The organism is Draconibacterium sediminis (assembly GCF_000949475.1).
GTDB lineage: Bacteria > Bacteroidota > Bacteroidia > Bacteroidales > Prolixibacteraceae > Draconibacterium > Draconibacterium sediminis.
The window spans coordinates 1,981,809-1,998,093 of sequence record NZ_JRHC01000001.1 but is presented as its reverse complement, the minus strand read 5'-3'; the positions used below and the strand labels follow the sequence as shown (position 1 = coordinate 1,998,093).

Below are 16,285 nucleotides of genomic sequence, written 5' to 3'. Positions count from 1 at the left end.
GATTCTTCATACTATAAAGGTTGTTTATTTTTAGCCGTATAACACGGAACTCGCTCGTTTTAGTAATTCTATTGGGAGTTAATATTCAACATGCTCGTTTCTTCATGATATATTGATCCCGAAGGCTAGAACTTATACTGATAGAAATAGGTTTATATAGTTCTTATCAATACAGAAAGTCACAACCGTGTGACTAATTATCGTAGAAGGGATAGCTATGCAGAAATGCATTCCTGGTTAAACTAAGGAATGATAAGCGACTTGGAATAATTTGATCAAATATGGATAATTAATTCGCTGAAATTCATGTTATGTCTTCCGGCGATCGCCTGATTGATAAGAAGTGGGAGTAACACCGTACATTTTTTTGAAACATGAGCCAAAATAGCTCAAATCGTTGAAACCACAGTTGTAAGCAACCTCTGAAACAGAAAAAGCTTCATTTTCGAGTAATTGAGCAGCCCTTCTTAAACGAATATTCCGAATAAATTCGCTTGGAGAAACATCTATCAGGGTACGCATTTTACGATATAACATTGAATTGCTTGCATTAAGTTCTTCGGCTAAAACTTTCACTGAAAAGTCAGGATCAGCAATATATTTCTCAACTACATTTTTTGCTTCGATTATAAATTTTTCATCAAGCGGTGTTACACTTACATTTTCAGGTTCGAAAATGAGTTCAGACTTAAAGTTTCGCATAATTGCGATTCTCTGCCTCAACAATGCCTGAATACGAATTATTAACAATTTAAGCTTAACTGGTTTTTCGAGATAAGCGTCTGCCCCGGCTTCATAACCTGAAAGCCTTTCTTCTTCGCCAACTTTAGCGGTAAGCAAAATAACTGGGATATGGCTAATTTGAAGATCATTTTTAATACGACGGCAAAGTTCCCTTCCCGATAATAAAGGAATTTGCACATCAGATACTATTAAATCAATTTCTTTTTCCTTGACAACTTCCAATGCTTCGGCCCCATTAGTTGCCTCAACTACCCGGAATTTTTCATGAAGGGCTTCAGTCAGCATTTTCCGGTAATCGTCTTTATCCTCTACAATCAATAAGGTGTATTTTTTCCAATTCTCCGGTTCCGGGAATACTTCCGGGCTTACATCTGCCTTGTCAACAACTCCCAATTGTTCATTGTCTATTTCGATTTCAAAGCCTTCCTCTTCGCTTTTCGATTTTAGATTCATTGCTTCGATGGTTAAAGGGAGCCTGACTGTAAACAAAGCCCCAAGCGATTCTTCGCTCTCAACTGTAATATCTCCTCCCAGAATATTCACCAGGCTTTTTGTCAGGTTTAACCCAACGCCAATTCCTCCTCCTCCGTTTTCGTTTTTTAATTGATAAAACCGATCAAAAATATGCGGGGCCAATTCTTTCGAAATCCCAATACCGGTATCCCCCACAACACATTCAAAAAATCCGTTATCGGCAACCGGACACCTTAAACTAAATGACACGCCTCCCCCATCCGGAGTGTACCTGAATGCGTTTGAAAGCAAGTTGTGCAAGATCATCTCCAACTTTTCCAAATCCGTATAACCAAACACATCAGGTTCAATATTAATATCGAAACGGATATTCTTTTTTGAAGATAATAATTTGAAACTGGAAACAGTTTCGAAAACAAAACCTGAGATATCTCCTTCGGTTAATTTCAACTTCATATTACCAGTCTCAACCTTGCGAAACAAGAGCAGTGACCGGATTAAGCGGTTTAGATTATTGGTTGTCCGTTCCATAACCAAAATCGTTTCGGGTGAATACTCTTTTTTCAGGTTCATAATCTCTACGGCCGATGATAAGATTGATAGCGGGGTTAATAACTCATGCGAAATATTAGTAAAAAACCTTAGTTTGTATTGATTGAGTTTTTCAGCCTTTTGATGCTCTATTTGCTCGATGCGTAAAAGTTGCTTCACCCGAAAGGCTTTCAGCCTGAAATAAGCTATAGTAACCAGAATGGAGAGAATAAAAAGCAGATAGATTAAATAAGCCCACCACGAAAAATATGGATTAGGTTTAACGACAATATCTATTGCAACACCATCATTGTTCCAAACCCCCTGGGCGTTTGTCCCTTTAATTTTCAGAGTATAAGTACCTGCCTCCAGATTACTATAGTTAGCACTTCTCATTTGGGCATTCACATATTTCCAATCATTATCAATGCCATCCACTTTGTAGGCATATTGGTTTGCCTCAGGAAAGATATAGCTTAAGGAAGCGAATACGATACTAAAATCATTGTGCGTATGATTTATTTCTATTGTTTTTGTCTCATTCTGAAAATATGGATACCTCACGCCATCAACAAAAACATCGGTGATAACAATATTAAACGGGTCATTTCCCCTATTAATCTGGAGCGGATCAAATCGGTTAAATCCATTATGCCCCCCAATGCAGAAATATCCATTTTTATCTCTATAAAAAGAACGTGCAATGAAAATATCTCCCTGCAAACCGTTTCTATATGAATACCTTTCAACAGCGGAAGGTTTATTCCATGAAAATTTTGACAACCCGTGGTTGGTTGTAAACCAGATATTTCCATAGGAATCCTGGTTAATTCCATAAACGATATCGCCAATTACCGATTGCTCGGGATTGGGCGACACAAATTTCTGTTCATCCTTATCGATATACAGTATCCCTTTCCCTTTGGTCCCAATCCAAATTCGTTTATTGGAATCTTTAAACATAGTAATGATTTTCAGTGCTTTTTCATCTCCAGACCATTGGACTACCTTGGTTGAACCTTTATCCAGTTCCAGTTGGAACAAACCAGCCGATTCGGTTGCAACCAGCAGGCTATGGTTTTCATAATCAACGATTCCTGTAACTCCTTTTCGTCCTGTCAGGTTAGAAATATAGCTGTCAAAATCAATATAGTATGTATTAAAACCACCTTTACCATCATGCGATATCCGGTTCAAACCTAATTCTGTACCAGCATAAACGTCTCCGTTATTTGCTAAACACAGGATGTTAACTTCGCGCCCGCGAAATGCTCTGTTTGTTGAGTTACTATTTATATATTCTATTTCGCCACTCTTTGGGATAAATCGAATCAAACCATTATATCTGGTCCCCATCCACAATGCTGAGTCCTGATCCCATAGAAATGTGTTAACTGTATTCAGGTCGAAATCGTCTGCAAGCTTTTGGTATTCTGGGATATCCTTGTAATTAAAAAACTTATCGAACCTACTGTCATAAACCACAAAGCCCAAACTTAAGACCCCAATAAGTAATCTTCCTTTATGATCTGTTTCGAATGCATGAACGGCTTGCGTCCTTAATTGAGGATCCAATTCCGGAATTTGGATCGTAGTAAACTTTTTTTGGTTTAGGTTTAATTTCATCACCCCTCCTCCTTTCGTGGCAATCCACAGCAAATCAGATCGGTCTTTAAAAATACTTTTAATTACATTACTTGAAATATCCCCACGGTTAATCGTATTATAGCGGATCAACTTATGCTTCCGGGTTAAAGGGTAACGAATAGCTGCCAAGCCATAAGGAGTACCAATCCAAATCGCATTATCACTATCTTCATTAATGGTATGGATAATATTGCCCGGTAATGTATTGCGGTTTCCTGATTGATGAATAAAAGATTTTATTATATTGACCTCATTGTCTGAACTGATATCAGCCACATACAAACCACATCCCCAGGTTCCAATCCATAAATAGCCACGGCTATCGAGAAAAAGAGCGTAAACCGAATTCTCAACCCCTTCGCTCAACACGTTGTTGAATGGTTTATAAGTCGAAAGCGTTTTTTGTCCCGGCTGAAGCAGTAGAAGGCCACTGTTCCAACTCCCACACCAAATTCTTCCCCTGGCATCTTCGACAATTTGTTTTGGATAAAAATTAACGCGTCCATCATCTAGTTTGAGCATGGTTACTATTCGGGCCACGGGATCAACCTCAAATAAGTTTGCACCAGCGGATACATAAATTTTACCACTACTGGCAACCAGGCACTCGGTTATGTCTTTGTTCACCAAACCGTCAACAGCAAATTGCAAGGTGGGTTCAAAAGTCCGGGTATAAGCATAAAATCCCTGATTCGTACATAATAATTTACGGCCTTCGCTATCGGTTACTATCTTATTCACCTGCACACCATATAACATACCCAGACTTGGATCGTTTTTAAAGCTTCTCAACTCATAACCATCGTAACGTAAAATACCTTCATCGGTGGCAAACCACATAAAACCATTCTCATCCTGATAAATCGAGTTTACCACATCTGAGATCATTCCCGAGGATTCGCTATCAATTCTTTCGAAATAAAAACTGGCAATATCTTGTCCCCGAACAAGTACAAAACACAACAGAAAAAGAAGCAGGCTTGTCGATCTAACCATAATAAACATCTCAGTTTTGGATATTTAGAAAATATTCAATGCTGGTTAAAGATAAGAATATGTTCGGAAAATGTTTTATCGAATATTTTAACAAATATAATAACACCTGGCTGCAGCGTATAATCCCAATACTCATAACTACAGCAACTAAGACGAACCTGATACTTTTACAAAAAAGACAAAGCAAACTTTTTTATTGCTGTTTTAATCCACTCTTACTACTTCCGATTTGTGTTATACGTCAAAGAGTTTTAACTCCGCCATTTGCAAAACATTTTGCCGGTTTCTTATTGGCTGTTTAAAGATAAGGATCATCAGTTTAATTTATTGTTTAGAATCGGTATTTGGCTCAGGAAACTTCGGATTTAAAGTCTCCAACCAATTATTGAGTTCCTTCTCCATCTCCATAGCCTTATCTAAACGGGAGTCAATAAGGTTTTTCCTTTCGCTGGGATCGACCATTAGATTATACAATTCTGCTTTTCCTGAATGGTAGTTGAACATGTATTTCCAGTCACCGTCGGTGATGGCACTGAACGGGTATCCCCCATTATTAAAGTAGTGAGGCGAATGCCAAAAAATTGGCCCTCTGCTAAATGTATCCTGCCCTGTAAGCAAAGGTTTTATACTAACACCATCAGTGTGTTGATTTGGCAGTTGTTCCAACCCGGCTAAATCCAAAATAGTGGGATAAAAATCGGTGCTTACCACAGGCTGGTTGATGACCCCACTGCCAATTTTGTCTTTCCAATAAAAAATACATGGTTCCCGAAAGCCCCCTTCATACATCCAGCCTTTTCCCTCGCGTAACGGCGCATTGCAGGTTGGCGATCCTTCAGCGCTTGAAAGTCCCCCATTATCCGAAAAGAAAATAAAAATGGTGTTTTCCATCAGGTTTTCTTCTTCGAGCTTTGCAACTAAACGGCCTACGTTATAATCCAGACAATAGACAAAAGCCGCATATACTGGGTTACTTTGAATTTTTCGCCTGCTAATTCTTTTGTTCATCCGATCTTTGTCGAACCAGGGATTGGCAGGATAGTTTTCCCCCTCCACAAAAGGATTTATCGTATCAAGCCCCATTCGTTTTGCCTTCTCCTCAAAATAGGCAATGTCAGCAGCCTTAGCCTTTATTGGCGTATGAACCGCGTAATACCATAGGTTTAGGAAGAACGGTTTATCATCCCTGTTTTCAATAAGATACATGGCCGTATCGGTAAGATGGTCGGTAATAAACATATTGTCGTTTTGCCGAAAACGTTTGCCTACCCATTTAGCCCCTTCATAACCCGTTATCTCCTTTTCAAAGCCATAGTTTACAGGTGAATGACCAGCACCTTCGCCCACGTGCCACTTACCCACGTGCCAGGTACTGTATCCATTATCTCTTAAAACCCTGGAAAGTGCAATTTCATCAAGTGGCAAGGCCGGGAGTGATGGGGCATCAACCAGTTTCCCCTTGGCCGGCCTTCCTACCTGTCCAGGCAAACCGGTATACCCCGATGTAGCCGGGTATTTTCCGCTCATGATGCTGCCACGCGTGGGCGCACAAACCGGAGCGGCAGCATAAGCCCTGTTAAAAACAACACCTTTTTTTGAAAGCGCATCCAGGTTTGGCGTTTCATAATACTCACTCCCGTTGTAGCCCACGTCCATCCAACCCAGATCGTCGGCAAGAATAAAAACGATATTTGGTCTTTGTTGCTGTGCAAAACCAATAATTGAAACACAACAAATAAAGACAATTGTAATTGTTTTTTGAATTAGATACATCTGTTTGTACGTTTTGTTTATAAATTTTTCAATCTGCATAACAAGGGAATAATATGATTCAACTACAAATTGTTTCATGCTATGCTCAAACAAATTGCCACTGTTTTTTTGCCACATGGGGGCTGGTAAATTTTATGCTTTTACAAGTCCATACAAGGAGGATATCCAACCACAATTGGTGTTTAGTCCGTTCCTTGTTCCACAAAAGGTTTACCAAAAAACAGGTTTCGTTGTCGGCAGCATTAAACAACAAGGATCTGCCCCCATTTTCGGCTGCTTCTAGCGCCCAGTTACGCCTAATAAAAGGTTCTTCCAAGTCGCGCAACACTCCCCCAGCGAGTTCCCAATTTTGTATGTCTTTTGATTTGAGCATTTGTAAATGGTGTTCGTATTCCGACTCTCCATTGTTTTCGAAATAAGTGTCATTCAATCCGATTCTAGTGGAGCAGTAAAACCTGTAGCTTGCCTCTAATGTAAAAGGGTCGGCTAAGTAGCCTTCCCAAACCGGGTTAGTATAAGTCAAGCTTACAGCCTGAGCAAAACCATGGGAAATTACCCAGATAAACAATACGAATGAGAATGTTTTCTTCTTCATCTTCAATATATATATTTGTTGGCGGGATGGATTTGGTTGCGGCCACTCCTGTTATTCCGGGCTTAACGGAAGTTTAGGCTTGAGCCTATTACGCGCGGCATTTGTTCCTTCTTTCCTGTCCGGGAAAAGCAAACTCTTTGGTTAATGCCTACCTCCAGGTATCCAATTCATTTTCCAGCTTCCCGCTCAATTCCAAATCTTCCGCTGCAATATCATTTTCTTCGCCAACATCTTATGGAAGGTTAAATACCCAGTCTTTTCTCCTGATCTCGCAGACAAGTTTCTTATTCTCCATCCGTATTCCGGCTTGTTGCCAGTCATCGAGCGTCCAACCAACACTTCGTGCATTTTACCATCATTTTTTTAGGAAAGGAACTAGGTTTCCTAATCTAAATTCTGTTTTTTTTCTGCTTGAGTATTCCGTCAGAACCCAATGCTGTAGCGAATTTGTGCATGAAAGAACTAAAATTATTAAAGCGGCCATTACTGCAAATATTCCCAATCTTTTTATGTCTCTTTTTTTAAGAGCTAAGTTTTAAAACATAGCTGGCTATCTCAATAGCTGTACTTCAGCATCCTGAAATCGCAGGCATTGTCGATGTTGAATTCTACAAAACCATCTTTATCTGCCCGAAACGAAAACGATTTATTGGTCATCAGGTCCGTAAATTCAATTTTCTGGTTTTTCAAAAACTTCAACTGAATCTTTTTAACAGATTCCGAATTATTAATCTCACGGAAGATATTAATAAAGCCTATATTTTTTGTTGGATGATGAGCCTGAAACCCCGTCCAACTTGCATTATCGGGTTCTTCACCGAGGGGAAATACAAAACTTTGATAGATGTCGTAGCGCACCTGTTTATAGGCAGTCAATACTTTTTTTATCTGCTCTTTGGCTTCAGGTGAATAGAACTGGGTTTCCTGAAAAAACAGAGGAGTTGACATCAGAGGAATTGCAGCCGAATAAGGATGGTTGTGCAGATAGGCATCGCTGGCCAGCGTGTCGACCTTGTCGATGTTTTGCACCGAGCCCTGGAATTTATTCAGGTTGCAGTATTTCGACAGGTGCCATAAATCGCGCAACACCAGGTAAGGTGTGTAAACCACATTCTCTGGAAATTTGGGTTTTCGGTTCTCCAAAAACACACATCCGTATTCTTTTGCCCAGAAATAGCCAAACCGCGGGGCATTTTCGGTAACATCCCAGTTCACCTTGCTTTTATGGTCTGTATACAATTCATACGCCCTTATTTTTTCTATCATTTGTTCAATCTGGTCGTGGTTCCTCAGGTTTGCAAAATCGAGTTTATAATATGAAAATCCGCCTGCATCATGATTATCTTTCATTTCCTGGAGCTTTACGGGTTGGGCGGCAAACCACAGCCCAAGCTTCATCCCCAATGAGTCGGCTACGTTCTTAACACGCTCAAATCCGTTTGGGAACTTATCGATAGTCGGATACCAGCCTACGGTTTGTTTTCCTGCATTGTTCTTTTGCCATCCATCATCAATTTGTTGAACATCAATCCCTAAATAATGCTGACTCTTCAGTTCAATTATCGCGTTGCTTTCGGTTGCGGCATTTATACCCCGGTCGCTTCCCCAGGTGTTAGCAATGATGTAAATATCGGTTTTGGGATTTACTGGAAACCGTTGTCGCTCGAATTTCTTTAGTGCCAGTTGTCGGCCTTCGTCGCTGTTCTCTCCGCAAATAACCCACGAAGCCCAAGCATGGCGGTAGCGATAGGGCAACACTTCGACAGGCGAAAGCCCTGTGCCCGTATTAGATATTCCTTGTTTTGAAAGTTCGTAATCACCTGTATCGTAACCATACTGGTTGACACATTTATGCGATTCTTTCACCACAATCAGCACTTCGTCCCTGTCTTCGAGGTACAAAACACTCGCCCAGGTGTTTTTCTCATTTTCAGGAAGCGGAGCAGTCAGCAACTCTTCTTTCAATAAATGTGTTTCGCGTTTGTTGCGATGCTGGGTATCGTTGTAATAACCAACATACCTGCGAGTAAGTTTAGCGGCATCAACAGGCAAAAAATCAACACGCCCAGAGATTTGTGAGACTTCCACCTTATTTCGTTCGCCACAATTCAAGTATCCTGCAAGCGTATAACCGTCTTTCATATTTTCCCGCAAAAGGTCAATCCGGTCAGTATTTCCGGCAATATAGTGGTTTTTATCGCCTTTTTCGTTAATCCAAATCTCGGATAGCGTGACCTTTTCCCCACTTACCTTCTCTATAATCAACCGAAATGAACCGTCGAGCAGCACATTGGGCGGGAGCTCGAACGAAAGCTCTTCCGGTTTTTGCTTTTTTAGATGACTGGGCACTTCCCGAGCATTAATTATCTCATAGACGTTTTCGCCATCGACACTCGAAACACTTACTCTCTGAACAATGTTAGAAGTTTTAAAATCCCACCATGAAAGATTTACCTCGTATTTCTTTGCTTTGTCAAGCCCCTCGACCAAGTATTCAATTTTCTTGGTATCAACCACATAATTTGCAATATAATCTTCCGTAAACCCGTGCATAGCATAATCGTACTTTTCCTTTCCATCAACCAGATTGAAACGAATATTCGTTTCCCGATTTACTTTTTCAATATACTTTGAAGGAAGCCCTTTGAATGCTACTCTGGTAAAAAGGCCTTCAGCATTGGGATAAGCACGAATTTCATACTTTACAAAAGTTTCAACCTCAGGATACTGAAATTCGGCAACCACCAACAAGTGAGGTGAAGTAAAACCGGAATCAGTGCTCTCCACTGCTTCTATTCCAATGAGTTTGCCTTGGGTGTTTTGATCAATTAATCCATAATATTCCCAATCGCAATTCGAAGGTTCTGCTGTTGCCCAGTTTTTCCCGGTAGTCAGGTTTTTAATGCTTGTAGTAACCAGTCCATAAGGTTTTAACACCCAACTGCGCTCAAAAGCCCCGGTGTTTACAACCAATTTCTCTCCGTCGAATTTTGCCGAAGCATGCCCGTATTTTTCGTCAAGTGTATTGGCTCCTTGGCAGTAAAAAAAAGGGAATATTAACAGCAAGTTAAATAGGATTCTTTGTGTCATTTCTTTATCGTTTTAATTTGTACTTATTTTTAGTAAGTATCGCCTTCCGTTTTCCTCGCGGCACAGTCTGACTTTTAGCTAATGCTGTATTGTTTTCATCTCCGGTGTCCACTTTTAGTCAATGTTATAATATTCCAGATGGAGTGCTGTATATTCCTTTGGCTGTTTTTTTAGCAGTTCGGGAAGAAATGAAATACCGTCGGTATTCCGGAATTTTGTAAAGTCAGCCAATTCGGAAAAAGGGACCATCATGTCCCTAAAGGGGCCAATATGACTGAAACCACCGTCATTGAAATCGGTAAACAGCTTCACATCCCGTGCCATTTTATCGAGTTGAGTATTTTTCATTTTCTTCTTTCCGCAACATCCCAGATAGCCATACCCGAAATCAGCTGCTTTCATTATGATGATATTTGGTTTTTCTTTGCAAAATACCTGTAGTCCCGTTGCTGCTATTGCAATAGCCAGAAATGTTTTCACACTATGAAATATTTTATTTGTTTTCTATTGAATACGGTTTAATGGTATAACTGTAGCTATAGTCGAATGATGGCAACTGATAAATTATATGAGGTTCATCTCCCCAGCTGTTATCGCCCCCAATACCCATCATACGGTAATCAATATTAAGATATATTTCATTTCGTGGTATTAAGTCGAATTGATGTTGCAAGTTGTCTTTTTTATTTACTTCGTTGTTATAATCTTCTTTTTTCAGGTTTTGTGCGCTAAAACAGATAAGCGGCTCGCCCTCTATTTCAATCCCTACCTTATCATTTTCAAGCTTCAACCAGCGCACATCGGTACGGTATCCGGTTTCCTGGGGGCGGATATATGGATAATTAAGGGCCGATACACTTGAGGAATAAATGCCGACAAATGCCGATGAGTTCCGGTCGATATAATTTTCCCAGGGACCGCGGCCATACCACTCCACATTTTTAAACGAACCGTCAATAACCAACTCTGAACCAACGCGGGGAATGTTCGGTTTCTTTACATTTGGTGCCTGAATTATTTCGTTATCTACCTTTATTTCGCCACCGGCCAAAACGGTATATTTGGTATTATAGGAAAGGCTTGCTTCGGGAAGTTCTTTTTTGATAACAACTGAAACCTTACCGCTATTTTCTTTTACAATATCAAAAGCTTTTACCCGGCTATCTTTGTTGGCATCTTTCCAAACACCCATTTTTTTCACCATGCCAAAACCGTAATCATTATCGGTTGGCACACGCCAGAAATCGGGTTGCGGCCCTTTAATAATTACCGGTTGCCCCTGAAACAGCATCGTCAGTATTGTTCCTTCCTGTTTATCAAATGTAACATCTAAATGGGTGGAAACCAATTGTAAACTATTTTCATCTTCGTTTATGACGAATTCCCCTTCTTCCCCTAAGCCTGGCTTGTTTTCTGCTTTTTGCAACAATATTTGTTCTGCCGCCACAATATGGCCTACGGGTAATAAATCATTCTCCTTTTTTTGTTTGAAATAAAAGTTGATGAAATATTCTTTCCCGTTTTGTTTCAGGATTTTGTTATCAATGGTAACCAGCTTCCGGGTTTGGGGCGTAATATCGACTTCCAGGCTTTGGGTTTCCACAACTACCCCGTCAGCCATTATTTCATATTCCGTATCAAATTCAATAAGGTTGGTAAAAAAGAATTTATTATGAATTTCGAATTTGCCTTCTGATATATTTACAGGTGAAACCGCTATATTTTGATAAACTTTTTTTACTTCCCAAATGTGTGGATTTGGTTTCCTGTCGGGACTGATTAAGCCATTCAAACAAAAGTTATTGTCGTTGCGCATTCCTTCCGGTTCCAGATCGCCACCATAAGCAAAATATTCAATACCATTTTCATTCTTAGTAAGAACTCCTTGGTCAACCCAATCCCAGATAAAACCACCTTGCAACGCAGGGTATTTTTCAATGGTTTCCCAATAATCTTTTAAGTTGCCCACGCTGTTGCCCATGGCATGGGCATATTCGCACATAATTGCCGGCCGATAAATGCCGGGACGCAACGCATAATTTTCCAGTTCCCAGCGCGAAGCATACATGGGACAATACACATCGGTATGTTTGCGCAGGCTGGCTTGTTCGTATTGAACAGGGCGCGAGTCGTGTTGCTTCAACCAGGCATAACCTGCTTCAAAATTACAACCATCGCCTGCCTCGTTCCCCAGTGACCAAACAATTACCGAGGGGTGGTTTTTGTCTCTTTCGTACATCCTTTCAATGCGATCGAGGTGTGCTTTTTCCCATTCAGGCAAATCTGCAATATGCGGTTCTTTATATGGTGCCTGTTGCGCAGCCCCCAAACCATGTGATTCAATGTTGGCTTCGTTACAAACGTACAAGCCATATTTGTCGCATAACTCGTAGAAGTAAGGATCGGATGGATAATGACAGGTTCGAACAGCATTGATATTAAATTGCTTTAAAAGCTTAACATCTTGTTCCATCAATTCGCGTGAGATGTAATGCCCTTCAACCGGGTCGTGTTCATGTCGGTTCACCCCTTTAATTAAAATTGGTTGGCCGTTAAGAAGGAGTTGTCCATTTTTTAGTTCAGTTGAGCGGAAACCAACTTTAGAGCTATGAACCTCAAGGACATTGCCATTTCTATCTTTCAGCGTTAGAAACAAATCGTACAGATTGGGTTGTTCCGCCGACCACTTTTTCACCTCTGGTAACCTGGCCTCCAATTTAACAACTCCAGTCTTACCGAACAGCTTAACACTTTTTTCCCCGGAGAATTTTTTGTCTCCAGCAGTTAACAGGAATTCAAGCTGGCAGGAACCTTTTTTATTGGTTGCCGAAGTTATTTCCGCTTCGAGGCTAAACAGGCCGTCGGCATATTGTTCATCTAAAGAAGCCGAAACCTTGAAGTCGCGTACACGGGTTCTGGGTGTTGAATACAGGTAAACATCACGTTCAATACCACTGATGCGCCAAAAATCCTGACATTCCAAAAACGATCCGTCCGACCAGCGGTACACTTCAACGGCAAGGGTATTCTCTCCTTCATTTAAATATTTGGTAATATTCCATTCCGCCGGCGTTTTTGAGCCCTGGCTGTAGCCCACTTTCGTACCGTTTATCCATAAATACATGGCCGATTTTACGGCTCCGAAATGAATAAACACCTGACGTTTGTCCCACTCTTCAGGAATTGTGAAGGTTTGGCGATACAATCCCACTGGGTTCGAATTCTCTGGTATTGCTTGTTCAAAAGGGAACTCTGGTCTTTTATCCGGTGAAAAATCAAAAGGATGGTTAAGGTACATGGGAATACCGTGCCCTTGTAGCTCCCAATTTCCGGGAACTTTAATTGTTTCCCAAGCTGAGTCGTCAAACCCGGGCTCATAAAAGTCTTTAGGCTTTTTTTCGGTTTCCTCTGTAAAATGAAATTTCCATTGCCCGTTTAATGAGCGATACCACTTCGAAGTTGTTTTATCAAATTTTGCAGCAGCTTCCATACTTTCATATGGCACCGTTATTACCCGGGGCATTTCTTTATTGATTCCAACAACACTGGAATTTCTCCAATCCTGTGCAATTAAAGAGCTACATACAACTGCTAACAAAAGGAATAAAAATATCTTTTTCATCTCTAAACAATTAGTTTTTCTACTATAGAAACGGTCAAATTTTTTCAGCTTTTCAGAAATATCGGCCGTCCCTTATTCTTCCTGCATCGGTCTGGTTACCAATAATCATTTTATGCATGCGAATCAAAACAATAGGTCCGGTATTAGACACACTAACAAAAATATCAATTCACTATTTCAATGACTAAAAAATATCGTGCAATAGATCGCCAAAAACAATCACACAACTACCGACCTAATACAATTATAGTTACCCACTAATCACGAGTAAATTTTCATATTCTTTGACCGATATTTAATAGAAACAAGAATCCATAAATTACCAGGAAGACTGATTAATTGAGTTCCTTTTTAGAACTGCAACAGTCTAGCATCTCTTCTTTTTATAACATACAGACGACCATCACTTTTTGTAAAAAACAAAGAGATCTTAGCTATAAGATTTTAGGATTTTCGTCCATTTCGGGGAATCCCCCTAACTTGGACAATAAAACTTACTTACGAAGTAACTCAAAGCTTGCCCTCCAGTACGTTCGTCTTTTAGTACTTTTAAATCTTTTAGCATGACCATCAACGGGGCCATTGCTCCACCTAGTTGTATCGCATTCTGAACCGCTCTAATATCACGTTTTAGTTCATTAGCAAAAGTCTTTAGACCAGGCAATTTCCCCTTGGCTGTTTCGACTGAATGAATCCATTCGCAAATCTGCCCTTAACCTGCTTTTAACATGGCCTTGAACTGTTTAACGAGCCTGTTAATCCCTGTTATGATAGACATATTATCAAAAAGGACTTACATAAAATTTTTGTGTTCAACATCCTCGATATGATTAAGAGAATGCCAAAATTATCTTGTGCGCTTTATTGAAATCAATCGTTTGATATAGGGAACAGGTTATCTTCGCTGTTCAGCACAGTTTAATTCCGTTACCCCATTTGTTTCTTTAAGGAAAGAAATATTTTGGTTAGCCTGAGTGTTTCCCCCAATATATCACATTTTTCGAATATCATCTATGATTTCCATATTTGTATAACCTGTTGTAGACTATTTTTTTGTGTCCAATGGACCGTAACTAATGTTTAATCCATCCCATACAAGGATTAAGTTATCCATCGATTTGCGGAACCTGGTATAATCTTTATTGTCTTTTTTCGTCCAACCTGTCTCGGCATAGGCAGCAATCCGGGGAAAGGTCTGACGTTCAACATCCTTATTTGTTGGAGTCCACTCACTCCACATCTGGCATCCTAAGCCAACTATGTTTTTATGGTATTCTTTATCCAAATCTTCAGGAATTGGATAAAATTCATATGCTTTTTTTAGATCAAGCCTTTTGTAATCATAGTCCAAATACGTGCTAGAATGTAATGAGTTAACAATGCTATAACCTCTTTGAGCAACGTCGGTAATCAATTTAATATCGCCTTTCCAGAAGTGAACAACTACATTTTTAGCCAATTCTGTTTCAGCCTCCTTATCAACCTTTTTCTCTTCAAAATCTTTATGAATATTGATTCCCACAATTTCATTCCAACCCATCATGCGTCTCCCCTTACTCTCGACGAATTTTGATATCTTATTAGTAAAGGCAATTTGTAAATCTGCCGGGGTATTGATTCCGTTCTCTTTCATGTATTGCTGCACATGTTTAGCATCTTCCCATGATTTGTAGCCAACTTCATCACCACCAATATGAATAAAATTTGAAGGAAACAATTCAAACAATTCGTTTAAAACATCCTTCACAAATTGCTCAACCTCAGGTTTTGTAACATCGTAATTATCGTAATGACGGCCAAATTTAATCGGAACATCAATATCTTTACCTGCTGTACCTAACCAGGTATATGCCGCTATTGCTGCACTTGAATGGCCCGGCATTTCGAATTCCGGCATAATAGTAATGTTCCTTTCGGCAGCATATTTTACAATCGATTTAATTTGATCCTGTGTATAAAAGCCGGAGTGCGGAACACCCGCTGTTTTACCACTTTTCCAAGTTTCTATCTCAGAATCTGCCCGAGAACCACCAACTTCGGTAAGCAAAGGATACTTCTTTATTTCAATTCGCCATCCGGCATCGTCAATCAGGTGCCAGTGAAAGACATTCATCTTTAAGTATGCCATTTGATCGAGCACTTGTTTGACAAATGTTTCGCCATGAAAATAACGCGATTCATCAAGCATGTATGCACGCCATCCAAAGGCAGGTACATCTTCAATTTCAACGGCAGCAACAGTTGCTCCATTTACCATCTGAAGCAGAGTTTGAATACCATAGAATTGCCCTTTGATGCCGTTGGCCTCAATTGTAATTGTTTTTTTCTTTGCAGATAACCGATAACCTTCTTCACCCAGATTATTAGGATTTTCAGCCACTTTAAAAAGTATTTTTACCCCTTTACCGGCCTCAATTCCATGTTTACTTAATTCAGAGCTAAGGTATGCAGCATGAGTTGTTTCTCCAATAACCTGAAAACCTTTTGCCAAGTTAACACAACCATCACCTACCTGTAATTGATTTGGATAGGGAATAATCTCAACGGGTTGATCCGGACATTCGTATGTTGTACACGATGCCATAAAACCGGCTACTAACGCAATAATCAGTAATCTTAAGTTGTTGTTCATATAAAAATTTGTAAATGGTTTTTCTATTGTTTAGAGTAATTGTTTCAGAAATACTGCAATAAGGAATAATCAGAAAACATGGAATATACTTTTACTAAATAAATATTTTAGCATAAAGGTAAATTCTTTGGAATATTTTTAAAATATTTAGTCGTGTACATACAATAATAATTATAAAAAG

At 39.8% G+C, this 16,285-nt stretch carries 7 protein-coding genes; all 7 read right to left on the bottom strand.

Annotated features, from left to right (window positions below; all coding sequences use genetic code 11):
* Positions 1 to 309: 309 nt before the first annotated feature.
* Complete coding sequence (locus tag LH29_RS07830; protein WP_198152373.1) at positions 310 to 4,392, bottom strand: hybrid sensor histidine kinase/response regulator transcription factor; 4,083 nt, start codon at positions 4,390 to 4,392, stop codon at positions 310 to 312.
* 324 nt (positions 4,393 to 4,716) lie between these two features.
* Positions 4,717 to 6,165, bottom strand: a complete 1,449-nt coding sequence (locus tag LH29_RS07820) for a sulfatase (RefSeq protein ID WP_198152372.1) — start codon at positions 6,163 to 6,165, stop codon at positions 4,717 to 4,719.
* A gap of 85 nt (positions 6,166 to 6,250) precedes the next feature.
* Entirely contained in the window at positions 6,251 to 6,760 is a 510-nt protein-coding gene (locus LH29_RS07815) for a glycoside hydrolase family protein (RefSeq protein ID WP_045027450.1), read from the bottom strand.
* Positions 6,761 to 7,315: 555 nt separating this feature from the next.
* Positions 7,316 to 9,850, bottom strand: coding sequence for an alpha-amylase family protein (locus tag LH29_RS07810; protein WP_157493613.1), 2,535 nt, complete (start codon positions 9,848 to 9,850; stop codon positions 7,316 to 7,318).
* 114 nt (positions 9,851 to 9,964) lie between these two features.
* On the bottom strand, positions 9,965 to 10,330 hold the full coding sequence (locus tag LH29_RS07805) for a hypothetical protein (RefSeq protein ID WP_045027444.1): 366 nt from the start codon (positions 10,328 to 10,330) through the stop codon (positions 9,965 to 9,967).
* Between the two features lie 13 nt (positions 10,331 to 10,343).
* The gene (locus LH29_RS07800) at positions 10,344 to 13,472 is read right to left on the bottom strand and encodes a glycoside hydrolase family 2 TIM barrel-domain containing protein (RefSeq protein ID WP_045027443.1); all 3,129 of its coding nucleotides are present in this window, start codon (positions 13,470 to 13,472) and stop codon (positions 10,344 to 10,346) included.
* A 1,045-nt stretch (positions 13,473 to 14,517) separates the two neighbouring features.
* Positions 14,518 to 16,104 (bottom strand): beta-N-acetylhexosaminidase, encoded by a 1,587-nt coding sequence (locus LH29_RS07795; RefSeq protein ID WP_045027442.1) that lies wholly within the window; start codon positions 16,102 to 16,104, stop codon positions 14,518 to 14,520.
* Positions 16,105 to 16,285: the final 181 nt, after the last annotated feature.

Coding starts and splice junctions, on each gene's coding strand:
- LH29_RS07830 (WP_198152373.1), bottom strand. CDS start 4,392: ATGGTTAGATCGACAAGCCTGCTTCTTTTTCTGTTGTGTTTTGTACTT.
- LH29_RS07820 (WP_198152372.1), bottom strand. CDS start 6,165: ATGTATCTAATTCAAAAAACAATTACAATTGTCTTTATTTGTTGTGTT.
- LH29_RS07815 (WP_045027450.1), bottom strand. CDS start 6,760: ATGAAGAAGAAAACATTCTCATTCGTATTGTTTATCTGGGTAATTTCC.
- LH29_RS07810 (WP_157493613.1), bottom strand. CDS start 9,850: ATGACACAAAGAATCCTATTTAACTTGCTGTTAATATTCCCTTTTTTT.
- LH29_RS07800 (WP_045027443.1), bottom strand. CDS start 13,472: ATGAAAAAGATATTTTTATTCCTTTTGTTAGCAGTTGTATGTAGCTCT.
- LH29_RS07795 (WP_045027442.1), bottom strand. CDS start 16,104: ATGAACAACAACTTAAGATTACTGATTATTGCGTTAGTAGCCGGTTTT.